Source organism: Halalkaliarchaeum desulfuricum (assembly GCF_002952775.1).
Classification (GTDB): domain Archaea; phylum Halobacteriota; class Halobacteria; order Halobacteriales; family Haloferacaceae; genus Halalkaliarchaeum; species Halalkaliarchaeum desulfuricum.
Window position 1 is genome coordinate 1,023,222 of the sequence record NZ_CP025066.1, and the last position, 25,553, is coordinate 1,048,774.

Annotated in this window: 23 protein-coding genes; 15 read left to right on the top strand and 8 right to left on the bottom strand. The window is 65.4% G+C overall.

The genetic code is table 11. The features are described 5' to 3' along the window. Positions 1-10: 10 nt before the first annotated feature. Entirely contained in the window at positions 11-910 is a 900-nt protein-coding gene (gene amrB / locus AArcSl_RS05090; protein ID WP_119815932.1) for an AmmeMemoRadiSam system protein B, read from the bottom strand. Positions 911-1,014: 104 nt separating this feature from the next. Between amrB and AArcSl_RS05095 the strand changes: the two genes are divergently transcribed. Beyond that, positions 1,015-1,911, top strand: coding sequence for an HpcH/HpaI aldolase/citrate lyase family protein (locus AArcSl_RS05095; RefSeq protein WP_119815935.1), 897 nt, complete (start codon positions 1,015-1,017; stop codon positions 1,909-1,911). A gap of 61 nt (positions 1,912-1,972) precedes the next feature. Then, positions 1,973-3,229 (top strand): Glu/Leu/Phe/Val family dehydrogenase, encoded by a 1,257-nt coding sequence (locus tag AArcSl_RS05100; RefSeq protein WP_119815938.1) that lies wholly within the window; start codon positions 1,973-1,975, stop codon positions 3,227-3,229. Between the two features lie 46 nt (positions 3,230-3,275). Here AArcSl_RS05100 and AArcSl_RS05105 read toward each other — a convergent pair whose 3' ends face one another. Beyond that, positions 3,276-3,734 carry an NOB1 family endonuclease gene (locus AArcSl_RS05105; RefSeq protein WP_119815941.1) on the bottom strand — a complete coding sequence of 153 codons (459 nt, stop codon included), beginning with the start codon at positions 3,732-3,734 and terminating at the stop codon, positions 3,276-3,278. After that, positions 3,735-3,980, bottom strand: a complete 246-nt coding sequence (locus tag AArcSl_RS05110) for a PRC-barrel domain-containing protein (RefSeq protein ID WP_119815944.1) — start codon at positions 3,978-3,980, stop codon at positions 3,735-3,737. Positions 3,981-4,127: 147 nt separating this feature from the next. Between AArcSl_RS05110 and infB the strand changes: the two genes are divergently transcribed. The 4 genes from infB to AArcSl_RS05130 all read left to right on the top strand — a co-directional run bounded on the left by infB (position 4,128) and on the right by AArcSl_RS05130 (position 8,990). Continuing rightward, the gene (infB, locus tag AArcSl_RS05115; protein WP_119815947.1) at positions 4,128-5,942 is read left to right on the top strand and encodes a translation initiation factor IF-2; all 1,815 of its coding nucleotides are present in this window, start codon (positions 4,128-4,130) and stop codon (positions 5,940-5,942) included. A 35-nt stretch (positions 5,943-5,977) separates the two neighbouring features. Then, positions 5,978-6,697: a phosphoribosyltransferase gene (locus AArcSl_RS05120; RefSeq protein ID WP_119815950.1), complete on the top strand. Its 720-nt coding sequence runs from the start codon at positions 5,978-5,980 to the stop codon at positions 6,695-6,697. 1 nt (position 6,698) lies between these two features. Then, positions 6,699-7,799 (top strand): ATP-NAD kinase family protein, encoded by a 1,101-nt coding sequence (locus AArcSl_RS05125; RefSeq protein ID WP_119815953.1) that lies wholly within the window; start codon positions 6,699-6,701, stop codon positions 7,797-7,799. Between the two features lie 159 nt (positions 7,800-7,958). Beyond that, positions 7,959-8,990, top strand: a complete 1,032-nt coding sequence (locus tag AArcSl_RS05130; RefSeq protein WP_119815956.1) for a phosphate signaling complex PhoU family protein — start codon at positions 7,959-7,961, stop codon at positions 8,988-8,990. A gap of 30 nt (positions 8,991-9,020) precedes the next feature. On the opposite strand, the gene AArcSl_RS05135 is transcribed toward AArcSl_RS05130, so the two are convergent. Further along, on the bottom strand, positions 9,021-10,067 hold the full coding sequence (locus tag AArcSl_RS05135) for a radical SAM protein (RefSeq protein ID WP_119815959.1): 1,047 nt from the start codon (positions 10,065-10,067) through the stop codon (positions 9,021-9,023). 178 nt (positions 10,068-10,245) lie between these two features. On the opposite strand from AArcSl_RS05135, the gene AArcSl_RS05140 reads away from it, so the two are divergent. From AArcSl_RS05140 to AArcSl_RS05165, 6 genes are all read left to right on the top strand, one after another. Beyond that, positions 10,246-11,886: a type II/IV secretion system ATPase subunit gene (locus AArcSl_RS05140; RefSeq protein ID WP_119815962.1), complete on the top strand. Its 1,641-nt coding sequence runs from the start codon at positions 10,246-10,248 to the stop codon at positions 11,884-11,886. Further along, positions 11,886-14,027 carry a type II secretion system F family protein gene (locus AArcSl_RS05145; protein ID WP_119815965.1) on the top strand — a complete coding sequence of 714 codons (2,142 nt, stop codon included), beginning with the start codon at positions 11,886-11,888 and terminating at the stop codon, positions 14,025-14,027. Before AArcSl_RS05140 ends, AArcSl_RS05145 begins: the two co-directional genes overlap by 1 nt. A 3-nt stretch (positions 14,028-14,030) precedes the next feature. Further along, positions 14,031-14,708: a class I SAM-dependent methyltransferase gene (locus tag AArcSl_RS05150; RefSeq protein ID WP_119815968.1), complete on the top strand. Its 678-nt coding sequence runs from the start codon at positions 14,031-14,033 to the stop codon at positions 14,706-14,708. A gap of 64 nt (positions 14,709-14,772) precedes the next feature. Continuing rightward, on the top strand, positions 14,773-15,831 hold the full coding sequence (locus AArcSl_RS05155) for an NAD(P)/FAD-dependent oxidoreductase (protein WP_119815971.1): 1,059 nt from the start codon (positions 14,773-14,775) through the stop codon (positions 15,829-15,831). Between the two features lie 49 nt (positions 15,832-15,880). Then, positions 15,881-16,447: a pyruvate kinase alpha/beta domain-containing protein gene (locus AArcSl_RS05160; protein ID WP_133412125.1), complete on the top strand. Its 567-nt coding sequence runs from the start codon at positions 15,881-15,883 to the stop codon at positions 16,445-16,447. 91 nt (positions 16,448-16,538) lie between these two features. Continuing rightward, complete coding sequence (locus tag AArcSl_RS05165) at positions 16,539-16,730, top strand: 30S ribosomal protein S17e (RefSeq protein WP_119815977.1); 192 nt, start codon at positions 16,539-16,541, stop codon at positions 16,728-16,730. 46 nt (positions 16,731-16,776) lie between these two features. Here AArcSl_RS05165 and AArcSl_RS05170 read toward each other — a convergent pair whose 3' ends face one another. Next, positions 16,777-17,094, bottom strand: a complete 318-nt coding sequence (locus AArcSl_RS05170) for a hypothetical protein (RefSeq protein ID WP_119815980.1) — start codon at positions 17,092-17,094, stop codon at positions 16,777-16,779. After that, positions 17,091-19,562 carry a penicillin acylase family protein gene (locus AArcSl_RS05175; protein ID WP_119815983.1) on the bottom strand — a complete coding sequence of 824 codons (2,472 nt, stop codon included), beginning with the start codon at positions 19,560-19,562 and terminating at the stop codon, positions 17,091-17,093. The genes AArcSl_RS05170 and AArcSl_RS05175 overlap by 4 nt, the downstream gene beginning before the upstream one ends. A 122-nt stretch (positions 19,563-19,684) precedes the next feature. Between AArcSl_RS05175 and AArcSl_RS05180 the strand changes: the two genes are divergently transcribed. After that, positions 19,685-21,049, top strand: a complete 1,365-nt coding sequence (locus tag AArcSl_RS05180) for a hypothetical protein (protein ID WP_119815985.1) — start codon at positions 19,685-19,687, stop codon at positions 21,047-21,049. Positions 21,050-21,071: 22 nt separating this feature from the next. Further along, on the top strand, positions 21,072-22,046 hold the full coding sequence (locus tag AArcSl_RS05185) for an aldo/keto reductase (RefSeq protein ID WP_119815988.1): 975 nt from the start codon (positions 21,072-21,074) through the stop codon (positions 22,044-22,046). A gap of 27 nt (positions 22,047-22,073) precedes the next feature. Here AArcSl_RS05185 and AArcSl_RS05190 read toward each other — a convergent pair whose 3' ends face one another. Next, positions 22,074-22,361, bottom strand: a complete 288-nt coding sequence (locus tag AArcSl_RS05190; protein ID WP_119815991.1) for a phenylalanine--tRNA ligase subunit alpha — start codon at positions 22,359-22,361, stop codon at positions 22,074-22,076. A gap of 129 nt (positions 22,362-22,490) precedes the next feature. Beyond that, positions 22,491-24,032 (bottom strand): thermosome subunit alpha, encoded by a 1,542-nt coding sequence (gene thsA, locus AArcSl_RS05195; RefSeq protein WP_119821734.1) that lies wholly within the window; start codon positions 24,030-24,032, stop codon positions 22,491-22,493. 193 nt (positions 24,033-24,225) lie between these two features. Here thsA and aceB point away from each other — a divergent pair, with 193 nt between their 5' ends. Further along, the gene (aceB, locus tag AArcSl_RS05200) at positions 24,226-25,533 is read left to right on the top strand and encodes a malate synthase AceB (protein WP_119815994.1); all 1,308 of its coding nucleotides are present in this window, start codon (positions 24,226-24,228) and stop codon (positions 25,531-25,533) included. The last annotated feature ends 20 nt before the right edge of the window (positions 25,534-25,553 follow it).

Sequence of the window (25,553 nt, forward strand, 5' to 3'; positions counted from 1 at the left end):
TCGGACGCGATCAGGCGTCGCCGCCGTCGATGCCGGCGGCGGCGTACCCGACTGTTCTGCCGCCAGTGGTTGCCGTGTCGGCGCTGGTCGCGTACGCGTAGACGGTTCCCGACTCCGCACCGAGTCGGCTACCGGCCGAAAGCGTTGCCGCCGTCGCCCCCGGGCCACACATCGTGTGGGCGGTCCGCTCGACGTGATCGAGCAGCCCGACAGGGTCCAGATCGGCGAGGAGATCGAGGACGGGTTCGTCGGCGGCGGTCGCCGCCTCGGGCGGCTCGTAGTGGGTGAGATCCGTCGAGGCGATCACGACGGCGTCGCGCCCGATCGCGTCGATCGCCCGGGCGATCGCTTCCCCGAGGGATTCACACCGCGATCGCTCCCGCGTTGCGACCGAGACCGGGAGGATCCGCGAGGTGGCCTCGAGCTGCTGGAGAAACGGGAGTTGGACCTCGACTGCGTGTTCCGCCCCGTGTGCACGGTCGTCTATCCGGATCGCCTCCGCCGTTCCGAGGAGCTCATCCCGGAGTCGGTCGTCGACCGGGAGCGTTCCGAGGGGGGTTTCCCAGGCGTCGTGGGAGGGGAGCGCGATCTCGGCTCCGACCTGTCGGTGGTTCGGTCCGAGAACAACGGCCGTTTCCGGCGTCCACGAACGCGCGAGGGCAGCGTAACTGTGCGCCGCAATCGGGCCCGAGTACGGATAGCCGGCGTGTGGAACCACGAGTCCGAGGAGACGCTCCTGGGGCGATCTCGACTCACCCGACCGCGGGTCACTCTCCCGTTTCGCCTCTGTCTCCGGGACAGTTCCGGGACCGTGTTCGTTAGTGAAACACGCCTCGATCTGTTCTTTCAGGGCCGCAGGGTCGCCCCGATAAAATTCCCCGGCCACAGCGGGCTGACGAACGTCCGTCATCGTACTCGATGGATACGGCCGCCGGAAGGAAGTGAATATCCCCTCGATATTGCGGGTGGGAAAACAGCGTGTGGATTTTTCACCGCGACGAGCAACCGGTGTGTATGGTCAGACGAAGTGTGCTCTTCTCGCCGGGCGATCAGCCGAAGCTCATGCGAAAGGCACCGGGAACCGGTGCCGACGCCGTCGTGTTCGATCTCGAGGACGCCGTTGTCCCCGACCGCAAGGACGAGGCACGCACGGCAGTGCGCGAGACATTGACCGACGATCAGTTCGATCCCGCTCCCGAAGTGTGCGTTCGGCTCACCGCAACGGAGCCGGACGCTGATCTCGACGCCCTGGTCGGCGGGGACGACGAGTCGAAGAAGGGCAGCCGCAACCACAGCGGCACCCTTCGGCTGGACGCGCTGGTGTTGCCGAAGGTCGACTCCGCGCGGACGGTCGAGCGTCGCGTGGAGATGGCCCGCGAGCGCGGGCTCGACGTGCCGGTGCTGGCGCTCGTCGAGACGGCCGCCGGCGTGCTCGCGGCCGAGGAGATCGCGACCGTCGACGCAGTCGACGCGTTGATCTTCGGCGCGGAGGACCTCGCTGCTGACGTCGGCGCCTCTCGAACGAAAGGGGGCGAGGAAGTTCTGTACGCCCGTGAACACGTCGTTCTGGCTGCAGCGGCCGCCGGGATCGACGCGATCGACACTGTGTACATCGACTTCGAGGACGACGAGGGGCTCCACGAGGAGGCCTCGTTCGCCCGGCAGTTGGGCTTCGATGGGAAACTCGCGATCCATCCGGCACAGGTGTCGGTGATAAACGACGCGTACACGCCCGACGAGAAGGAGCTGTCGTGGGCCCGCCGCGTGCTCGCTACAAGGGAACGGGCCGACCGCGAGGGACGCGGCGTCTTCGAGGTCGACGGCGAGATGATCGATCGGCCCCTGATCGCCAGAGCCGAACGGGTGCGTGAACTCGCGACGGCGGCCGGGATCGAGTTCGAGTCGCAATAAAAATCGCGCAGTAACTCGGGCGACCGGTACAGTTAACAACAAACACAGTAGTCGGTCAATTATGTCTGACCAGGCCAACCCCTTCGAAAGTCTCCAGGAGCAGATCGACGACGCTGCGGCGCATCTCGACGTCGATGCTGGCCTGATCGAGCGGCTCAAAAACCCCGAGCGGGTGCTCGAGACGAACCTCACCGTCGAGCGCGACGACGGCACCCTCGAAACCGTACGGGCCTACCGGTCGCAGTTCAACGGCGACCGGGGTCCGTACAAAGGCGGTATCAGGTACCATCCCGACGTCAACATGGACGAGGTGAAGGCGCTGTCTGGCTGGATGGTGTACAAGTGTGCGGTCGTCGACATCCCGTACGGCGGGGGGAAAGGCGGGATCGCGATCGACCCCACCGACTACAGCGAGACGGAACTCGAACGGCTCACCCGGGCGTTCGCGATGGAGTTGCGGCCACTCATCGGCGAGGACATCGACATCCCCGCACCGGACGTAAACACGGGCCAGCGGGAAATGAACTGGATCAAAGACACCTACGAGAAGCTCGAAAACACCACAGCGCCCGGCGTGATCACCGGGAAAGCGCTCGATTCGGGCGGTTCCGAGGGTCGCGTCGAGGCGACCGGCCGATCGACGATGCTCGCAGCCCGGGAGATGTTCGACTACCTCGATCGGGATATCGAGGGTGCGACGGTCGCCGTCCAGGGGTACGGCAACGCCGGTTCGGTCGCGGCGTATCTGCTCGACGACCTCGGGGCGAAGATCGTCGCAATGTCCGATACGTCCGGCGGAACCTACAGCCCCGACGGGTTCGACGCTCGCGAGGTAAAGGAGTTCAAAAGCGAAACGGGAAGCGTCGTGGGGTATCCCGAAGCCACCGAGGAACTGACCAACGAGGAGCTGCTCGCGCTCGATGTCGACTTGCTGGTGCCGGCGGCACTGGAGAACGCCGTCGACGCCGATCTCGCCCGTGAGCTACGGGCCGACGTCGTCGCAGAGGCCGCAAACGGCCCGCTGACACCCGGTGCCGACGAGGTTCTCGAAGAGACGGACGTGTACGTGCTGCCGGACATCTTCGCGAACGCCGGCGGCGTGACGGTGTCGTACTTCGAGTGGGTCCAGAACCGCCAGCGGTTCTACTGGACCGAACAGCGCGTCAACGAGGAGCTCGAACGGCTTATTTGTGACGCGTTCGACGACCTGATCGAAACCTACGAGGAGCTCGACCTGCCGAACCTCCGGACGGCCGCCTACGTCGTGGCGATACAGCGAGTGGCTAATTCGTACGAAGAGGCCGGGAACTGGCCGTAGCGGAGTTCGAGGGGGAAAACAGGGACGGAGCAGAAACGCCGGCGGGTCAGGCCGGGTTTTTCCGGGTGAGTTCGCTCCCGCAGATCGGGCACCGGTCGTGCTGCTCGTCGAACTCCCGCCCGCAGCCGGCACACTGGAACAGCCAGTCGCGCTGTTCGGTGATCCCGTCCCGCGCGATCGCGTGAACGGCGATCCCGAGGTGCTCGGCGACGTTTTGCATCGCGTAGTCGTCGGTGACGAGCGTCCCGTCAAGTTCGAATGCGGTCGCGAGCAGACGGGTGTCCGTCTCCGACAGCTCGTCGGCGTCGCCGGTTTCGCGTGCCGCACGCGAGACCTTCTCGACGGTTCCCTCGGCGGGGATGTGGATGTGCATCCCCGCACCCTCCATCGCGTCGAACCTGAAGGCGTGTTCGCCCTCGAGTTCCTCCTGGACGAGCGGGATCGATGCCGTCTGCTCGTCGGTGTGATACTCGTGAATGAACGCGGACGTGTCGAGAACGTGCATCTAGCGTTGAACGACGATGTAGTCTTTGACCGCCTGCACTGTAGAGACCGGGACCCGTAGTCGTCCCCGATCGTCGGTGTCGAACGACACCTGCCGGACGTCGAGCTGCTCGTGGGGCGAAACGAGGAGATGTTCGAGGCGCCCGGACTTCAGGTCCATCGTGATGTTGTACAGGTCACCCAGCTCTGTGCCGTCGGTTCCCATGACGGCTTTCCCCGAGAGGTTCTCGGCGAGTATGTCTGCCATGCTTCGAATGACAGACTGGAGCGATATAAACGCCACGGGGCGTCGGACGGTTGCGCGCCGGCTGTCGGACGGGCGACGGGGACGACGGTTCTGAAAGGCTTAACTCCCGCCCCCGACTGTACCAACCAAGGAGTTTTCGGGGGACCCATGTCGAACGACACATCCACTGACGCCGGGACGGAGGACGCGGCCACGCTGCGGACGCCCATCGTCGCCGTCCTCGGCCACGTCGACCACGGGAAGACCAGCTTGCTCGACAAGATACGCGGCTCGGCCGTAAGCGAAGGCGAGTCCGGAGCGATCACCCAGCACATCGGCGCGACGGCGGTTCCGCTGGAGACGATCTCCTCGATGGCAGGGGAACTCGTCGATCCGGACGACTTCGATCTGCCGGGGCTTTTGTTCATCGACACGCCGGGACACCACTCGTTTTCGACGCTGCGGGCACGCGGCGGGGCGCTGGCCGACATCGCGATCCTCGTCGTCGACGTGAACGACGGGTTTCAGCCCCAGACCGAGGAGGCGATCGACATCATCCAGCGGACGGGCACGCCGTTCGTCGTCGCCGCGAACAAGGTCGACACGATCCCGGGATGGAACCCGAACGAGGGCGCACCGATCAAGGCGAGCTACGACGCCCAGTCCGAACGGGTCCGATCGACCCTCGACGAGGGACTGTACGACATCATCGGCGACCTCTCGTCTGCGGGGTTTTCGGCCGACCTGTACTGGCGCGTTCAGGAGTTCCAGCGAAACATCGGCGTCGTCCCGGTGTCGGCAATGACCGGCGAGGGAGTGTCCGACCTGCTCGCGGTGCTGATGGGACTGTCCCAGCGATACATGCGCGAGGAGATGGAGGTCGACGTCTCGGGCTCCGGCGTCGGAACGGTGCTCGAGGTGAAAGAGGAGCGCGGGTTCGGTGCGACGATCGACGTCGTCGTCTACGACGGCGTGATCAGGGAAGGCGACACGATCGTCGTGGGCGGAATGGACGAGCCGATCGTCACCGAGATCCGGGCGCTGTTGCAGCCCCGACCGCTGGCGGAGATCCGCACCGAGAACCGGTTCGAACGCGTCGACGAGATCGAGGCGGCCGCCGGCGTGAAGATCGCCGCGCCGGAACTCGACGACGCGATGGCGGGTGCGCCCGTCATGGTCGTGCGTGATCGCCCCGTCGAGGCCGTCGTCGACGACGTGCGCGCAGAGCTGGCGGAACTCGAGGTCGAAACCGAGGAAGACGGCGTCGTCGTCAAGGCCGACACCCTGGGGAGTCTCGAGGCGATGGCCGACGCGCTCCGGGAGGCGGAGATCCCGATCCTCCGGGCAGAGGTCGGCGACATCGCGCCCCGGGACGTCGCGGTCGCCGGCACCGCGAACGAGGCGACCTACCGGGCGATCCTCGGGTTCAACGTCGACGTACTCTCGAACGCCGAAGACGAACTCGAGGAGTCCGAAGTCGAGGTGTTCGTCGACGACGTCATCTACCAGCTCGTCGAGGACTACGAGGCGTTCGTCGAGGAACGCGAACGGGCCCAGCAGGAGACGATCCTCGAGAAGATCGTTCGGCCCTGTCGGTTCCGGATCCTCGAAGACCACGTCTTCCGGCAGTCCGATCCGGCAGTAGTCGGCGTCGAAGTACTCTCGGGAACGCTCCAGAACAACCGGCACGTCGTCGCGTTCGAGAACAACGAGCCCGAGCGAAAGGGGCAGCTCGCGGGGATCCAAGAGCAGGGCGAGGACATCTCGGAGGCTCGTGCGGGAACCAGAGTCAGCGTCGCGATCGACGGCCCGACCGTCGGACGGCAGATCGACGAGGGCGACGAGCTGTGGACGGAGCTGCCGGAGAAACACGCGAAGATCCTCGAACAGGAACTCGCAGACGAGATTCCGGCCGACGAGCGGGAGGCGCTGCAGGGCTACCTCGACAAACAGCGGAGCCGCGATCCGTTCTGGGGCAAATAAACCCTTATGTGCGCGCCGAGTCCATCCTCGCCCGTATGAGCGATCTCCCGGATGAGTTCAACTGCACCGTCACGAACTGGGAGTACATCTACGGGCTCTGTCGGAACGTCTCCGACCAGGTCAAACAAGACCAGTTCGAGCCGGACGTCATCGTCGCGCTCGCTCGCGGCGGCTGGTTCGCCGGCCGGTGTCTGTGTGACTTCCTCGGTCTGGACGACCTCGCCAGCCTCAAGATGGAACACTACGTCGGCACCGCGGCGAAAGCCGACGAACCGCAGGTTCGATATCCGATGCCGGAAGGGAGCGTCGACGGGAAGGACGTCCTCATCATCGACGACATCGCCGACACCGGCGGGTCGATAAAGCGAGCCCACGAGTACGTCAACGAACGGAATCCGGAGACGGTGAGAACTGCGACGCTCCAGCTCCTCCAGACCAGCGAGTTCGAGCCGGACTTCGTCGGGGAACGTCTCGAGCGGTGGACCTGGGTGGTCTACCCGTGGAACTTCATCGAGGACATGATCGATCTCATCTCGGGGGTCATGGAGAAGGCCGACGAGGACACCTTCGATCGCGAGGCGATCAGACAGTACCTCTCCGCATACCACGAGGTCGACAGAATGGAGATGGAGATCGCCCAGCCGAACCGACTCGACGAGGTGCTCGCGGAGATGGAACGACGCGACGTCGTCGAACGGGTTACGGGAACCTTCGAGGACGACGGCAACGTCCCCCGCTGGCGGCTGGTCGAGTAACATGCACGTTGGCGTCGTCGTCAATCCGATCGCGGGAATGGGCGGTCGGGTCGGACTAAAAGGCACAGACGGGAAGGTACAGGAGGCCCGCGAGCGGGGCGCAGAGCCACGGGCACCGGACCGGGCGCGCCGTGCGCTGTCCAGACTTGCCGAACTCGATCCCGACGTTCGGGTGTCGGCGGTCGCGGACCCGATGGGTGAGTCGCTCGTCCGAGAGGCGGGTCTCGAACCCGAAGTGGTCGCCGAGCCGTCGGACCCGTTCGGCGACGCGCCGGCGGAGGACGATGAGTACGCCCGCGCGGAAACCTCCGCCGGAGACACCCGACGGGCGGTCGAGGCGTTCCTGGAGGCGGGCGTAGATCTGGTTCTGTTCGTCGGGGGCGACGGCACCGCCGCCGACGTCGCCGAAGCGCTGGAGGGGACCGACACACCGATGCTGGGCGTCCCGGCGGGCGTAAAAGTGTACTCCTCGGTGTTTGCCGTCTCCCCGGAGGACGCCGCCGCGGTGGCGGTTTCCTTCGAGCGCACCGAGCGCCGCGAGGTGATGGACATCGACGAGGACGAGTATCGCGAGGGTGAAGTGAATCCGGAGCTGCGGGCGATCGCCCGCGTCCCCGTCGCCGAGGACCTCCAGTCGTCGAAACAGCTCGGCGGCGGCACCGTCGAGTCGCTCGCGGAGGGGTTCGCCGCCGACGTCGAGGAAGGGGTCACCTACGTGCTCGGGCCGGGATCGACGCTGGGGGCGATCAAAGAGCAACTGGGTTTCGAGGGGTCCCCCCTCGGCGTGGACGTCTGGCGGGACGGCGAGGTGCTCGCCCGTGACGCGACCGAAGACGAGATCCTGGAATGTCTGGGCGAGCGCAACGTCGTGGTCGTCACCCCGATCGGTGGCCAGGGGTTCGTCCTCGGCCGGGGCAACCCGCAACTGTCGCCGGCGGTGATCCAGCAGAGTGAACTCGAGGTGGTCGCCTCCCGTCGGAAACTCGACGATCTGCGCGTGCTCCGGGTGGATACCGACGATCCCGAACTCGACGAGTCGCTCCGCGGCTGGATTCGAGTGCGCGTGGGTGCCTACGAAACCCGGATGATGAAGATCGTCTGATCGCCCGCCGCGACGGAGATCGGTTGTACTTTTAACTCAGTTGTATCCTACTCCCATCCTTTCATATTCTCCAGCGTGTGCGGCTCCCCTTCCATACGGAACCTCGTCATTAATGAACATACAGACAAGATTAAGGACGTATGTGGCCTACGGCGTGCCATGGAAACGCGAAAGGTGCAGCGGCTCGGTCCATCGACGCTGGCGATGACACTTCCGGCGGAGTGGACCAGGGAACACGACGTCGACAAGGGAGACGAGGTGTCGATCCGGATCGGCGGCAAGGGAACGTTGACGGTGCTGCCACAGTCGACAAGCACCGAGGAGTCCGAGGCGACCATTCACGCCGACGCGCTCGACGCGGACGCGCTGGAGCGGGCGATCGTCGCCCAGTACGTGCTCGGCCGGCGGGTGATCCACGTCCGGCAGTCGGAGGGTGCACTCGACAGCGATCACATCAACGCCGTATATAAGGCCGAAACCCAGCTCATGGGACTCGGCGTCATCGAAGAGACCCCCGAAAGCATCGCCATCAGGTGTTCGGTCGACCCCGAGGACTTCACCCTGGACAACCTCCTCGAGCGGCTGGAAAACACCGGCTCGACGATGCGCGGGGAGGCGGTGAAGGCGCTCGCACACGGCAACCCGGACCTCGCACAGCGCGCGCTCAACCGCGAGCGGCAGGCGAACAAGATCTTCGTGCTCATGCTGCGGCTCATCTTTACCGCCTACCAGAACCCGAACCTCTGTCGGGCCGTGGGGCTGGAATCGGGGTTCCCGCTGATCGGCTACCGATCGGTCGCAAAGAACCTCGAACTCACCGCGGACAACGCGGAGGACATCGCCGACATCGTCCTGGAGATCGACGGACACACCCTCGATATCGACGGCGGAACGATGCGACAGATCCGCGAGTTCACGGACAGCGTCGACGAACTCACGAGCCTGGCGGTCCGATCGGTCGTGGAACGCGACTACGATCTCACGATCGAGTGTCGGGAGCTGTTCCGCGGACTCGCAGACCGCGAGCGGGAGATCCTCGACGACCTCCCGGAGCTGTCCAATCAGGAGCTGCTCCACGTCCGGGAAGTGCTGGTGAGCCTCCAGCAGACTGCCCAGTACGCGATGCGCAACGCCGAGATCGCGGCGAACCTCGCGCTCAACGAGGAATCCGAACACGTAGAAATTTCGTGAGCGGCGCAGGCGACACCGCGGCTCCAGCGACTAGCCCTCCCCGAACCCCGGCGGCTCGAACGGACACAGTTCGTCGGTTGCGAACGGGTTTCCGGTTTCCGCGTACGCACGGGCTCGGCTCCCGCCACAGATGTCCCGGTACGGACAGGCCCCACAGCGTCCTTCGAGGTTACTCCGGTCCCTGAGCTGTCGGAACAGGGAAGCTTCACGGTACGTCTCGACGATCGAACGCTCCCGAACGTTGTCCACGGATTTTCGAAACAACTCCGAGGGTTGAACGTTCCCCACGTGATCGACGTGGACGATGCCGTCCCCCGCGTAGGTTCCAAACTGGTCGCGGACACCGGTGACGATCTCCCCGCGCTGAATGGCGACCCGACGGTACTGGGGCGCCTCGATCGTCCGGACGTCGAACGGAGAGACGTTCGACGCCTCGTGGAGCCAGCGCATGATCGCGTCCGCGGTCGACGGATCGACGTTTTCGAGAGTGCAATCGGATGCCGGAATCACGAAAAACAGGTTCCACAGCACGATGTCTAGCTCCTCGATCCTGTCGCGAATCGCCGGCAGCTCCTCGAACGTTTCGCGGCTCACGACAGTGTTTACCCCCGCCGGCAAGCCCACCTCGCGTGCGGCTTCGAGCGTCTCGACTGCCGCCTCGAAGCTTCCGGGCGCCGAGCGAACCGCGTCGTGCCCCTCGGCGGTTGCTCCTTCGAGGCCGACAGCGAGACGATAGAGCCCGGCCTCCGAGAGGCGTTCGAGGCAGTCCAGGGAGATACCGCCCGACAGGGAGGCGTCGAGTGCGACAGTGAGCCCGATCCCGTTTCCGTATTCGACGAGTTCGAAGAGGTCGTCGCGTTCGAGCGGATCGCCACCGGAAAAGACGACGAGCAGTCCCTTCCCGAACTCCCGGAGGCTATCGAGCAGCCGTTTTGCCTCCTGGGTCGTCAGTTCCTCGGGATGTGGCTGCTCGGTCGGGTTCCGACGGCAGTTCGCGGAACCGACGCCGCCTGCCCGCGTGCTCTCCCAGGTCACGACGAGCGGTCTATCGTCGGTGTCTATTGCTTCCGATTTCATGCTCGTGAATTGACCGATGAAGTCGGTGCTACCCGACGTTTGGCCCCTCAGGGGAATATAGTTCGATGCATGTTCTAACCGAATGAAAAAACCCCCGTACGGAAGAGGATCAAAAATCCACCCGTGGTCGGTACGCGACTTTTTAAGTCCCCTCCTCCCGTTGTCGTATCCAAGCGAAATGTCAGGTGAGCGCTCTACCGAGGAAATCGGTGGACTAACGCGGCGCATACGACACGTCTGGGAGCTGTTTCGGGGCTCGAATCTGGACGTGCGACCGTTCCGTCCGTCCACAGACGGAACGCTGTCGACGTTCACTCTGCCGCCGGGCGAACGGGAAGTCGAACGCTACTGGGTGAACGCTCCGTACGCATACGTCGTCATCACCTACGACGAGACCGAAAACGAACACCGATACTACGCCGTCGAACCGGACCTCGACGAGTTCGGACGGGCACTGCTCGGCCGCGTCGTCGAGGACATCCGTGATCCGCTGTTGTTCCGGGAGGACATCGATCCCATCGACGAGTCGACGCTCGGAGCCGAAGTGGAGTCGCTGCTCGAACAGTACGGGATAGAGCCCGACATGGCAACGTTTCACACGCTCGTATACTACCTCCTCCGCGACTTCCAGGGGTACGGAAAGGTCGACCCCCTGTTGAACGACCCTCGTATCGAGGACATCTCCTGTGACGGGTACGATCTCCCGATATTCGTCTACCACGCGGAGTACACTGACGTCAAAACGAATATCTCGTTTCCTCCCACTGAGCTGGACAACTACGTCGTTCGGCTCGCCCAGCAGTCCGGCAAACACATCAGCGTCGGGGAGCCCATCGTCGAGACGACGCTGCCGGACGGCTCGCGTGCGGAACTGGCGTATGGCGAGGAAGTCACCCCACGGGGGTCGGCGTTCACCATCCGACAGTACGCCGAGGAGCCGTTCACGCCGATCGACCTGGTGAACTACGGGACGTACAACGTCGAGCAGATGGCGTACTTCTGGCTGTGTATCGAACACAACAAGTCGCTGATCTTCGCCGGCGGCACCGCGTCGGGGAAGACCACCTCGATGAACGCCGTCTCGATGTTCGTTCCGCCGCGGGCGAAGGTGCTGACGATCGAAGACACCCGGGAACTGTCGCTGTATCACGACAACTGGCTCTCGTCTATCACCCGGGAACGGCTCCAGGAAGGGGCCGACCTCGACATGTACGACCTGCTCCGGTCGGCACTCCGTCATCGCCCGGAGTATATCATCGTCGGCGAGGTCCGCGGCGAGGAGGCGGTGACCCTGTTCCAGGCGATGAACACCGGCCACACGACGTTTTCGACGATCCACGCCGACTCGGTCCGGACCGTCATAAACCGGCTGGAGAACGAGCCGATAAACGTTCCCCGTGCGATGGTGCAGTCGCTCGACATGGTCGTCGTCCAGCGACTCGTCAGGTTCGACGACGAACGCCTCCGGCGAGCGAAGATCATCGGGGAGATACGCGGGATCGACCAGCGAACCGGGGAACTGGATTACGCCTCGGCGTTCGACTGGAACCCCACATCCGACACCTTCTCCCGAAACGATTCGTCGTTGCTTTCGGAAATCCAGGAGGATCGGGCGTGGAGTCGGTCGGAGTTGCTCTCGGAGCTTCGACGTCGCGAGACGTTCCTCCGGAAACTCCAGGAGATCGGCGTGACCGGCTACCGTCGCTTTACCGCACTCGTAAACGAGTACTACGCCGATCCCGAACGGACGATGCGACGGCTCGAATCGGAGGTCGAGGCGGCCGGCGACGGGGCGACCGCCGGCGCCGAGGTCGACTGATGTGGTATCTACTACCCCTCGTGGTGGTGCTTGCACCACCAGTCGCGCTCGCCGCCTCGCGGTTCGATCGTCGGCTGGATCTGTTCGTCACCCGCCTCGCACTTTCGGCGTTTGGAAACTACGTGGGCGAGGAGACCGCCGACAGCGAACGACAGCGCGATCGGCTTCGGGCCGCTCACGTCGGGGAAACCCACCGGATGTACGCGTCGAAAACGCTGTTGTACAGCGCCGTTCTCGCCGTCTCCGGGAGCGTTCTCGGGGTGTATCTGGCCGGCTACGTTCTCTCGGAGTTGGCGATAACCGAGGAGACGCTCCGTGCGGCGCTTCCGCCGGCGCTGTCGTTTCTCTCCCCGATCGCGCGCCTCTCCGAGATCGGACTGGGCGAACTGTTCTTATTGCTCGCGTTCTCCGGGGCGACGGTCGGGACCGTGCTCGCGGTGGGGACCTACTATCTGCGATGGGAGTTGCTCGATCAGTTAGCTGACGCACGGGGGAAACGGATCGACGTGACGCTTCCCCGCACGGTCGCGTTCGTGTACGCGCTGTCGCGGTCGGGAATGGCGTTTCCGATCGTGCTCGCGACGCTGTCCAGAAACGAACGGGTGTACGGCGAAGCCGCACGGGAGCTTTCCGTCGCCGTCCGGGAGATGGAAACGTTCAGCACCGACGCGTTGACCGCCCTCCGCGAGACGGCCCACCGGACGCCCAGCGAGAACATGGCGGAGTTCACGGAAAACCTCGCATCGATCCTCGAATCGGGACAGAACCTATCCGGGTTCCTCGAGGATCAGTACGAGCGGTTTCAGGAGGAGGCGAAGGCACAACAGGAGCAGTATCTCGAACTGCTGTCGACGTTCGCCGAGGCGTACGTGACGACCCTGGTGGCGGGGCCGCTGTTTCTCGTGACGATCCTGGTGGTCGTCGGCCTCGTGTTGAGCGACACGCTCCCGATACTGCGGCTCGTCATCTACCTCGGCGTTCCGCTCGGAAGCGTCGCGTTCATCGCCTACGTCGGCAGCGCCACCGAATCGCTGCGGCGCCCGGGCGGCGCGGACGCCCCCGAACGGCGACGGCTCGACGTCGCACGACGCCAGGCTGTCGGCCAACTCGGTGCCGACACCCCCGCCCGGATCCAGGCCTCCGAATCCCGCGACGTGCAGTCCGACGGCGGGACCACCTCGACAGCGCAGCAGGACGCCCTCGAACGGCTCGCGGTGTACGACCGGTACTCTCGCCTGCTCGACCGCGTGACGAATCCGCTCGAGACCGCCTACCGAATGCCGTCGGCGACGTTCATCCTGACGGCTCCGATCGGGGTGCTGTGGGTGCTCGCGACGGCGGAGCCGACGCCGGTTACCGAACCCGTCTCGGTGCTGGCCGCGATCGATCGGGCCGTCGTCGAGGCGGCAGTGTTCGCGCTCGGCGTGTACGCCGTCGTGTTCGAACTGCGATCCCGAAAGCAACGGGCGATCGAGCGGGCGGTCCCCGACTTCCTCGATCGGTTTGCAAGCGTCAACGACGCCGGGATGAGCGTGGTCCGAAGTCTCCAGCGCGTCTCGGAGTCCGACCTGGATGAACTGTCCGCGGAGCTGCAGCGCACCTGGCGGGACATCCAGTGGGGGGCCGACGTCGAAACCGCGCTGTATCGGCTCGAAGAACGGGTGAACTCGCCGATGGTCTCCCGGGCGGTCGCGTTGACCACGAACGCGGTCCACGCGAGCGGCGACATCGCCCCCGTATTGACGATCGGCGCCGACGAAGCCCGCGCGACCCGGCGCCTCCGGCGCGAGCAGAGACAGGTGATGTTGACGTACCTCATCGTCATCTACATCTCGTTTCTCGTCTTCCTGGGGATCGTGGTCGCGCTCACGGTAGCGTTCGTTCCAGCCGTCGAGGGCGCCCAGTTCGACCCAGACCTGCCCGAGGCGACCGCGGGTGCGTCCGTCGGGTTCGTCGACACGATTACCCAGGCCGACGTGGGCGCCTACGAGGAGTTGCTGTTTCATGCCACGATGATTCAGGCGCTGTTTTCGGGGCTGATCGCCGGACAGCTCGGAGGAGGAACGATACAAAGCGGCGCGAAGCACGCGGTCGTGCTCCTCGTGTTAGGCTACCTGACGTTCGCAGTGATGGTCTTTTGACCGATGTCGGACCACTCGCTCCGGGAGACGTACGATCGGATCGCCGCCCACTTCTCGTCGACCCGGGAGTATCCCTGGCCGGAGGTGACCGAGTTCCTCGTGGAGCACGGCACCGAAATCGACGACGGAGAGGAAAGCGCGAGAGACGACGGCGACAGGATCGGACTCGACGTCGGCTGTGGCAACGGCCGGCACACCGAACCGCTCGTCGAGTACGTCGATCTCGCGGTGGGGATCGACGTGAGCCGCGGATTGCTCGCGGAGGCGAACAGCCGGAGCTCCGAGCGCGGGTTCGACGGTGACTCGACGTTTCTCCAGGGCGACGCCGGAGCCCTGCCAATCGCCGACGGGACAGTCGACGTCGGCGTGTACGTCGCGACGCTGCATCACCTGTCGCCGCGGGAACGGCGGATCCGTAGCCTCGAGGAGTTCGCTCGGGTGCTCTCCGGGAACGGCATCGGTCTCGTGAGCGCCTGGAGCACGGCACACGACCGGTTCGACCGCGAGTCGGGGTTCGACACCACCGTCGACTGGACGCTTCCCGGCGGCGAGACGGTGCCGCGGTTCTACCACATCTACGATCCCGACGAGTTCCGCGCCGACCTGGAGGCGAGCCCCCTCCGTGTGGAGTCGTTCGAACTCTCGAGTGGCAACTGCTACGGTGTCGTCCGGCCGGAGTGACCGCGGCGGCGGGACGGAGCGATCGAATCTGTGGAGTTATCCCCCGCGAACGACTACCGGACCTATGGAACCGACGGAGGGCGATGAGGCCAGCGATCGGCTGGACGGACGCGAGGAACGCGACGTGGACGAGCGGTACGAGGTCGCAGTCGTCGGGGGTGGCCCGGCGGGGCTGTCGACTGCACTGTACACGACCCGGCTGGGCCACGACACCGTCGTGCTGGATCGCGGCGGGGGCCGCGCGGCGATGATGCTCGAGACGCACAACGTGATCGGGGTTCCCGAGGGGACGTCCGGCAACGAACTGCTGGCGACGGCACGCGAGCAGATCCAGGCGTACGGCGCCGACTACCACCGGAAGTACGTCGAGTCGATCGAACGCGACGACGACGGGTTCCGGCTCGAGACGGGCAACGTAACGTACGGCGCCGATCGCGTGGTGATCGCCGTGGGATTCAGCGACGAGCGACCGGAGCCGCCGCTGCCCCGAACTGGCCGGGGGCTGCACTACTGTCTGCACTGTGACGCGTACATGTTCGTCGACGAGCCGGTGTACGTGATGGGAACCGGCGAGGCGGCCGCCCAGGTCGCGATGGTCATGCTCAACTTCACCGACGAGGTGGATCTGCTCACGCGCGGCGATGACCCCGAGTGGAGCGAAGAAACCGACCGACAGCTCGAGGCGCATCCAGTCGAGGTAATCCGTGAGGAGATTGTCGGACTCGAGAAGCGCGAGGACGGCTGGCTCGCCGGATTCGAGTTCGAAGACGGCACGTTCCGCGAGTACAGGGGCGGGTTCCCGATGTACGGTTCGAACTACCGGAACGAACTCCTCGACCAGCTCGGCCTCGACCGGACCGACGACGGCGCGGTGGTCGTCGACGAACACGGCCGGACCAGCGTCGGCGGCGTCTACGCGGTGGGGGACGTTACCCCCGGCCACAACCAGGTTCCGGTCGCGATGGGCGAGGGGGCGAACGCGGGGATCGCGATCCACAAGGAACTCCGGACGTATCCGAAACCCCTGTCGGAGATCGAACGCGACGGTCCAGTCGACGAACGCGAGGTGCCCGCGGTTTCCGATCGGCTTCGGGAGGCGGCTGCGGCATTCTTCGGGAAGTAGACTGGACGATCGGAATTATTACGTCACCTGCAATCGATATTTAAATTGAATGATACGTACCGACGGCATGGGGACCGAACAGGTTCTCGAGGCGGCAAAGGAGTACGCAGTCGAACACGCGCTCGACGACATTGTCGTCGCCTCGACGACGGGCGAAACGGGGGCGATGGCCGCGGACGTGTTCGACGCGATCGATCGGAACCTCGCGGTCGTGGGACATTCGACAGGCTATCGCGAACCGAACGAACAGGAACTCCACGACGAGCACGTGGAAGCGATCGAATCAGCCGGGGGCGAGGTCTTCGTCGGCCCGATGGTCTTCAGTAACGTCGGTGCTGCAGTCGCAAAACGGGACGGCCACGCGGTACAAAGCGTCCTCGCGAACGCGCTCCGGCTCTTCGGGCAGGGGAGCAAGGTGGCCATCGAATGTGTTCTCATGGCATGTGACGCCGGACTCGTCGACGTCGATCGTCCCGTGCTCTCGATCGCTGGCACCGGAAGCGGGGCGGATACGGTCTTTTTGATCCACTCGGCGAACAGCCGAGATCTGTACGATCTGCGCGTCCTCGAGGTGATCGCCAAACCCGCCGACCGGGAAAACATGCCGTTCTACTGATCCGGGAACCCCCGGCGAAGGGTTCGGATACTGCAAGCGCTGCCCGTCGTGGAACGAACGCTTTTAGTGGTTCTCCCGGGTATTCAGGGACATGGCCATCAAACCCAAGTACATCAAACAGCTCGCCAATCGACTGCTCGAGACGTATCCGAACGCCTTCAACACCGACTTCGAGACGAACAAAGAGAGCGTCGAACAGCTCACCAACGTCGAGTCCAAGGGCGTCCGCAACCGGATCGCCGGCTACATCACCCGCAAGAAAGCCGGCCAGGCTGCTTCCTGATTTTCCCGGTCCTGTCCGAGCGTGTCCGAGCGCGATCGTTGTCTGATCATCGCAATCCCCGAGCCAATCCCCCGAATGCCCCAAGTGCTACTGCGATCGCGGCGCTGAGCGCAACGAACCCGCCAGTCGCCAGGAACGGCTCCCACGCTCCGTCGACGATTATCGTCCCCGCGAAGACCAGCCAGACGAACAGCCCGAAGGCCGCGCCCGCCAGCACCCCCCGCGGGACCGTTCTCGCGAGCAGGCCGACGAACGCCCCGCCGATCACGACCCCGATCCAGTGGGCGCTCGCGAGCCCGACGCCGGCGATCGCCGCACCGATCCACAGCAGCCAACGCAGGACCCTCCGCTCGCGTGGAGTCATTCGTCGTCACCTCCGTCGCCAGCACTGATAAACCGGAACCGCACGTCACCCCGTAGCTCCCGGTCCATCGGCTTGTACTCCCCGTCGGCCCACCGGCGGAGCTGATCGTCGTAGTGGGGCGAAAAGTAGTTCCCCGAGTTCCCACCCGGGAGGATCGCCTCGCAGTCACCGTCCGGTTCGCAGATCATCCGCCAGCTGCTGCCGGCCGGCCGGGCGGGCCTGAAGTTCATCAGGGTCCGCGGCGAGCCGTCGGTTTCGTGGCGGGGATACCCGAGCGCGCCGACACCGAACGGGTGCGTCAGGACCCCGGTGTGGGTCGCGTCGCCGTAGCGGTCGGCGCCCCCGAACCGCGGGTTGTCGCCGTCGATTCCGTCGAGCGCACGTTCCATCGCCTCCCGTGCGAGCTCCGCCCTGTCTCGTCCGTCGAACAGCGACGAGTCCGGTCCGGCGTTCAAAAGAGCCCAATCGCCGGGGTAATACTCCGCCCCCAGGCCCAAGTCCGAAAACAGCGGTTCGAAGACGATTTCGCGGTAGCCGTCGAGCCACGCCGCGAACAATAGTGCACCCCGGGAGTCGCGGTCCATCCGTCCGTCCCACTCTGAAAGGGTTTCACCGGCGTTTCTCACCCGGGATGACGCCTCGGCGTGGGTCAACGCCGGCACCAGGAAGTCGGCGTCGTCGATCCGGTAGTCCCGAACGTCCAACTGCATCGAGCGGACGAACTGGCGGTCCACGGGCCGGTTCTCCTCGATCCGTTCGTCCAGCAGGTCCCACACGCGACGACCGCGATAGCCGTCTGCATACGACGCCGCAAAGTAGTGGGGATACCGGTCGTCGTCGATCACCCGCTGGTTGGCGGTGCCGAGGTGCGTCGGGTCGATCGCGGCCGGCATCTCTTCGAACGGGATGAACCCTTCCCAGGTCGGCTGGCCGTACGGTTCGAAGCCGTCCCACTCCCCCTCGCCGGCGGAGCCGTCGAACACCCGGTCGCCCCGGACTGGCTCGCCGTCAGTGCGACGGATCGGGACCTTCCCGGTCACCTGAAAGAGTGTCCGGCCGTCCCGGTCGGCGTAGACGAGACACTGCGTCGGGAGATCGAACCGCCGTGTGGCCTCGAGGAAGTCGTCGATCCCGCCGCTTCGGGCGTACTCGAAGATGGCCCGGGTCGTCCGGGTCGCAGCCAGCCCCGTCCAGGCGACCGCCACCGATCGCCCCTCCCGGTCGATCATCGGCCCGTGAACCGTTCGGTTCACCTCGATCGTCCGGTCCCGCTCTCCCTCGACCGGGATCTGCCGTGCCTCCCGGTCGAACTCCCGCCACTCGCCGCGGTAGCGGTACCGATCTCCGTCGTCGTCGACCTCGTAGGTATAAAAGTCGATCACGTCAGCGCCAGCGTTGGTAAAGCCCCACGCCCCAGCGTGGTTGGCGCCGATGATTACGAACGGGACGCCGGGGAACGTCACCCCGCGAACGCTCGCGTCGGGCGTTTCGACGTGCTGTTCGTACCACAGCGGTGGGACGGACAGATCGAGGTGCGGGTCGTTCGCGACGATCGGCCGGCCGGAGTCGGTGTGTTCGCCGGAGACGACCCAGGAGTTGGAGCCGACACCGGGTGGTGACTCGAACCGCGAGAGACGGGCCACCTCTGCAGACGAGAGGCCAGAAACGTCGGTGCCGGACTCGCGGTCGTCAATAGCACCGGGACTCCGAGAGACGGCGTCGCGACCGGGGGAAGACCCGTCATCCTTCCGCAGAATTGGGGCGTCGTGAGGGATGCGAGACGGGTACAGTTCCTCGACGATGTCGGCGCCGAGCCGTTCTTCGAGCAGCGCCAGCCGGAGCGTCCTGAACGAGCCCGTAAGCCCCCACGAGATCTGCTTTTCCATCAACATCGTGTCGACCGGCGTCCACGGGTCCGGCTCGTACGCCAGCAGCCCGAACTCCATCGGGAGCGGCCCGTCGTCGATGCGGGCGTTGACCCCCTCCGCGAACGCGGTGACTGCCTCACCGACCGGTTCCCCACGCAGCCGTTCCCAGTTGGCCCGCGCCGCATCGAGGAACCCCATCCGGACGTTGAACTCGTCGGATTCGAGGGCGTCGGGACCCACTACCTCCGAGAGCCGACCGCGCATCACCCGCCGCTGGAGGTCCAGTTGGAACAGCCGATCTGCCGCCTGCGCGTAGCCGACGGCGTAGTAGGCGGCCACCTCCGAGTCGGCGTCGACGTGGGGAACCCCCTCGTCGTCGAACCGTACCGTCGCCGCACCGTACGGCGACGACAGTTGCCGTATCCGGTCGTCGCCCGCGGCGCCCCAGACGGTACCCGAAAGCGGGGCGAAACCGCGGAGGTAACCCGACACCGGCGAGAGGACACCCCCTGCGACGCCGCCGGCGAGGACCGCTGAGACCAGGTCGCGCCGGGAGACCGAAATCGATCGACCTCCAGTCGGTGTGTCACCACTGTCCATAGTTCCGACACCCTCGGTGAGGACTTAAAAGATCGGCCGCCAGGGAAACCCAGGGGCTGTAGACGCGAGGAAGTGACGGGGACACGAAGATATTTGGTGGATCGTCCGATACACTCGCGGCGATGCCCTCCACAGCGTCCTCTACCCCGCTTGCGAGCCGCCGATCGCTGCTTGCTGCCATCGGCACAGCGGCGACCGTCGGTCTCGCCGGCTGTAGCGCGTTCGAATCCGACGAGTCGTTACCGGCGTTCGAACCGGAGGCGATGGTGGACGTTCTCTCGACGCCGGCACCGGAGTACCGACGACCCGCACCGGTCCAGCCGTCGGCAGCGGCGATCGACGCCGGCCTCGAACGTGGTGACGGGTTCCTCGATTCGATCCCCGACGAGGTGACCGCAGAGACCGTCCCGGACGAGGACCTCCACGAGCACATCGACGTACAATCCGAACGTGCCAGGACCCAGCGGGAGGACGTCGAGGAGGCCCCGGACCGGTTCAGGGCACTTGAGGAGGTTCGGCAGTACCGCCGATACGCCCGCCGGGCCGCGGCGACCTACGAGGCGGCCGCCGCCGGCCCCGGCGAATGGGATCGACTTCGGGAGTCCCTCGAAGCGGAGCGCAACGATGCCAGGTCACGGGCGAAGCGCCGGCTCGCAGCCGTCGAGTACGTCGGAGACCACCCGGACCGGACACTGCTTCTCACAGTTCGACTGGAAGAGATGCTCACCGCCGCGTTGAGACTGGGGCGCCGTCGACCGGGCGAGAGGGCTCCGGTCCACACCCTTGCAGATCTGGCACGGCGGACGGAGCGACTGCGAACGAGCGTCGACGCCGCCGAGGAATTGCGCACCCGGCACGTGGAACGATCCGACGAGGCGACCGACTTCACGACCTGGTTCGACATCGCGCTCGAACGATCCCTGCGGCCGCCGGATCTCGTGAGGGTCCACGACGAGGACGCCACGCCGGCGGATGTCGTCGGCGGTCAGGCGGACCGTCCGGAGGTGAGACACGCGATCGCTCTCGCCCTGGGTATCCCCGGCGACTTCGACGACGTGGACCGCCACGCGAACCGGGGGACCCTCGCGCTGGGTCTCGAGGGCGTTCTCGAACTCGAGCGAGACGCCCGCGCGTTCGAGACGGTGACCGGACGGATCGAGGACCGCGAGTTCCCCCGGCCGGAATCGATCGACCGGGTTCGCGAGGAACGTGAGGCGACGATCGAGGCGGCACACCAGGCGGCAAACCAAGCGGAGATCGATCCGTCGGAACCGAGCCTCGGTGCCGACGTGTTCGTCCGGACCTGTGGGTGGATCGACTCGACCGACCAGTCGATCCGGCGGGACATCGACCGGGATCAGAGCAGTGATCTCGGGTTCCAGTACGCCCAGTATGCGAACGCACGAGCACGAATCGAGGCGCTGCCGTCAGCGATCGAGACGGTACGAGAGCGGATCGAGGCGGCAACCCAGGACACACCTTTTTGAGGGCTCCCCCGGAGAGACGCCCATGGAGTACACGACGCTTGGCGACACCGGAGTGACCGTCTCGAAGATCTGTCTCGGCTGTATGAGCTTCGGCGATCCGGGGTGGCGCGAGTGGGTGCTCGACGAGGAGGCGGGGATCGAACTCGTCGAACGTGCACTCGAGTTGGGTGTCAACTTCTTCGACACCGCGAACATGTACTCGCACGGCGAGTCCGAGCGTGTGCTCGGGGAAGCGCTGGAGGGCCACCGCGAGGAGGCAGTCGTCGCGACGAAAGGCTACTTCCAGATGGACGAAGAGGATCCCAACTCGGGTGGCCTCTCCCGGAAAGCGATCGAACAGGAGCTCGAGGCGTCGCTGGACCGGCTGGGGATGGAGACGGTCGACCTCTACCAGATCCACCGCCGGGACGCGGACACGCCGGCGGCGGAGACGCTCCGGGCGCTCGACGACGCGGTCCGCCGCGGGAAGGTCCGGTATCTGGGTGCCTCCTCGATGTGGGCCCACGAGTTCGCGGAGTACCTCCACGCGAGCGATCGGCTCGGGCTGGATCGGTTCGTCACCATGCAGAACCACTACAACCTGGTCTACCGCGAGGAGGAACGGGAGATGCTCCCGCTGTGTGACCGGGAATCGGTCGGCGTGATCCCGTGGTCACCGCTCGCCCGTGGGTACCTCGCGCGACCGCACGAAGAGATCGACGCGACCCGACGCGGGGAGGCCGAAGAGCACATGTACGAACACCCGTACCGGGAGGGCGGCGGCCGGGAGATCAACGAGCGGGTCGAAGAACTCGCCGCGGAGAAAGGCGTGAAGATGGCCCAGATCGCGCTGGCGTGGCTGTTCGGCAAGGACGTGGTGGACGCGCCGATCGTCGGGACGACGTCGATCGAGCATCTGGAGGACGCCGTCGAGGCGATGGAGATCGACCTGCGCGACAGCGACGTGGAGTATCTAGAAGAACCGTACGAACCGGTGGACGTTTCCGGACACGAGTAGCGGGTGTGACTCCCCGTCGGCAGATCCCTAATCCGAGGCGCGGTTACTGTCCACTCCCGGGAACGATCGGTCCCAGTTTCCGCGCTCCGACTCGAGATACTCGGTACCCTCCTCGGTCAGACGATACACCGTCGCCTCGTCGACGGATTCGATGTAGCCGGCCTCCTCGAGGAACGCACACCGTCGCTCGGCGAGCGTTACGTACAGCCCCGTATTGCTCGCGATGAGCGCGGGAAACTCAGCGCCGTTGGTGTACAGGAAGTTCATCACTCGCCGGTCGGCGTCCGTCAGTTCACCACGTCGGGGACGGGACATTCTGTTGTGTCTATGCATACCAACCCGCAAATACCCTCGGGGGAGTTCCAGCGAAATGAAAATCGCACCGGTGATCGCGCGAAACTGTTCGGGGATATAAAAGACCAGAGGGGGGGGCTGTCTCTTCGATCAGTTCGCGCTGATGACGTCGTCGATCCGCGTGATCAGCGTGCTGGCTTCGGTTGCGTTTCTGAACACCTCACGCTTCACTTCGGCGGGATCGAGGACGCCGTGATCGACGGGATCGGCGACTTCGACCTCGCCGCCAGTCGACACCAGACCGGCGCGTCCGTCGCCGTTGGCGGCACGCAGGTCCGCCAGCGCGTCGATCGGGTCCTCGCCCGCAGTCGTCGCGAGTGTCCGGGGGATGGCGTCGACGGCGTCGGCGAACGCTTCGACGGCGAGCTGCTCGCGCCCCTCGACGCCGGCGGCTGCCTCACGGATCGCGCCGGCGACCGCTATCTCGACGGCAGCCGCGCCGGGAACCACCCCGCCGGTGTTCAGTGCCGCAACGGCGGCGTCGACCCCGTCGGTGACTGCGCGTTCGAGTTCGTCCAGCACGCCCTCGGTGCCGCCGCGAAGGAACAGGGTCACGGTATCGGCGGCCGCGCCGCCCTCAAAGAACGCCAGATCGTCGTCGTCGTACGACTCGACGCGAACCGTCTCGGCGGCGCCGAGGTCGTCGCTTTCGAGGCCGTCGACGGTCCCGAGCAGGCCGGCACCGGTCGCCCGGGCGATCGTCCTGGCCGTCGAAGAACTCACGTCCTCGAAGACGACGACCCCCTCCCGGGCGAGGATTCCGGCAGTCGTGTCGGCGACCTCGCCGGTGGTGACCAGCACGTCGGCATCGGCGTCGACAACCGACTCTGCCATGTCGCGGTACTGCTCCCGTTCGCTTTCGACGGCAGCGTTCAACTGATCGACGTTCCCGATCTGATACTCCGCGTCGACCTCGGTTTCGGCGAGATCGAGGTCGGCATCGAGGATTGCCACGGCGGCGTCGGACACCGGTGCCGGGCGCTCGCGACCGACGTAGTCCGCGTCGGCGATCACGCCCTCGATCACCTCCGTGGCTGCCGAGGACCGACCGGCCCGCGCGACGACCTCGATCGCGTCGCGGTCGAGATCGCCGTCTCCGTCGACGTGCCGTACCGCCTCGACGACAGCGTCGGCAAGCGTCGACGGGGTGACCCCGCCGGTGCCCTTGCCCGTCATCGCCGTCTCGGCGACCTGCTGGAGGATCTCGTTGTCGACCTCGCCTTCGAGCGTCAGTTCCTCGACTGTCTCGAGGGCAACCTCGCGCGCGGTCAGATACCCCTCGACGATCGTCGTCGGGTGAACGTCGTTCTCGAGCAGTTCCTCGGTCTCCGAGAGCAGTTCGCCCGCGAGCGCGGCGGCCGTCGTGGTCCCGTCACCCACTTCCTCGTCTTGACTCTCGGCGACGTCGACGAGCATCTCGGCGGCCGGATGCTCGATGTCCATCTCCTCGAGCACCGTCGCGCCGTCGTTCGTGACGACGACGTCACCGGAGTCCGAAACCAGCATCTTGTCCATCCCGTTGGGACCGAGCGTGGTCCGTACCGACTCGGCGACGGCCTTCCCGGCCTGGATGTTGGCCGACTGTGCATCCCGGCCGCTGGTTCGTTCGGTATCCTCGCTGAGAACGAACATCGGCTGTCCGGCGATCCGTCGCTGTCGCTGTGCTCCTTCGGATTCGGACATGAATGCGAACGGATCTTCGAGCGGTTCGATAAAAAAGTTTTCCTCACAGGGACAGGAGCGTGTGAGAATCGTGGGGAGCGCTGACACCGCAAACGCTACCGGAACAGGAAAGCCTGCCTTACTAGATGTTTTGAAACGAAGTATGGGAATTGATAAACGAACACACGATCGTGAGTTCGTGAGAACGTTCTTCACGACACCGACAGCGGAGAAGGGTGTCGAAGACTCCGCGAAGAAACTACGCGGTGGGATCGGATTGCGCGGCATGCAAGCCCCGGACGTGTGGGTGCCGGACAACGAGGACGCCACCGCGCCGTCCATGCGCGGAGAGGGAGCAGAAAACATCGCCAAAGTCGTCGCTGAGGGGGGCGCAGACTTCCCCGGCGAGATCCACCCCCGAGTGGTCTGGCACCGTGACGATCCAGAAACGCGCTACGAGGGATTCGAACAAATGCTCACGATCGCCGACCCCGAGAGGGGCGCGATCGACCACATCGACGGCTTCGTGATCCCGGAGGTCGGCGACATCGACGACTGGAAGAAGGCCGACGAGTTCTTCACCCTCGTCGAGACGGAGTACGGCCTCGCGGAGGGAAGCCTCGCGATGTCCGTGATCGTCGAAAGCGGGGCGGCAGAGCAGGCGATGACAAAGCTGCGCGACGAGATGGGAAAGCCCACGAACAACCTGCAGCGGCTGTTCATGCTGGTCATCGGCGAGGTCGATTACACGAAGGATATGCGTGCGATTACGCCGACGGGTTCGCTGCCGTCGTGGGACGAAATTCGACACAACACCTCGAGTGCCGCGAGCGCGGCGGGGCTCATCTCCGTCGACGGGCCGTACGACGACATCCGCGACATAGAGGGGTATCACGAGCGCATGACCGACAACCAGTCGAAGGGGCTGCTGGGCATCTGGTCGCTGACACCCACCCAGGTCGTCGAGGCGAACAAGGGACCGCTTCCGCCCGAAGACGGCTACTGGCTCATCGAGGCCGGCGACCGGGAGGTGAAACTGGAAGACGACGACGGCGTGCAGGTGTATCGTGGCGACAGGATCGGACTCGAAGAGACTGACGACGGCTACGTGCTCACCGTCGGGGGCGACCGACTCGAACTCGACGACGACGGGGTCCGCGAGGAGCTTCTGGATCTGGTGTCGTACGTCCCGAGCATGGGCGACATCGTCGACTCGATGGAGGAGTTCGAGGCCGCCAAGGAGGCCGGCCGGGGCGCGATCGCGATGACCCAGGCTGCGACGCTCCGGATCGACGGGGTGGAAGTCGACGTCGAGCGCGATCGGATGTGGGACGAGGCGACCTATCAGGCGTTGATGGTCCCGATCAGTCTGTTCCAGGACGTCTACGAGAACAGACCCGACCAACACGAGGAACTCGCAGCGATGTACAGCGAGGACGTCGTCGAACGCGCGATGGACGTCGGGAACTGACTGTCGTCGATCGGTCGGCT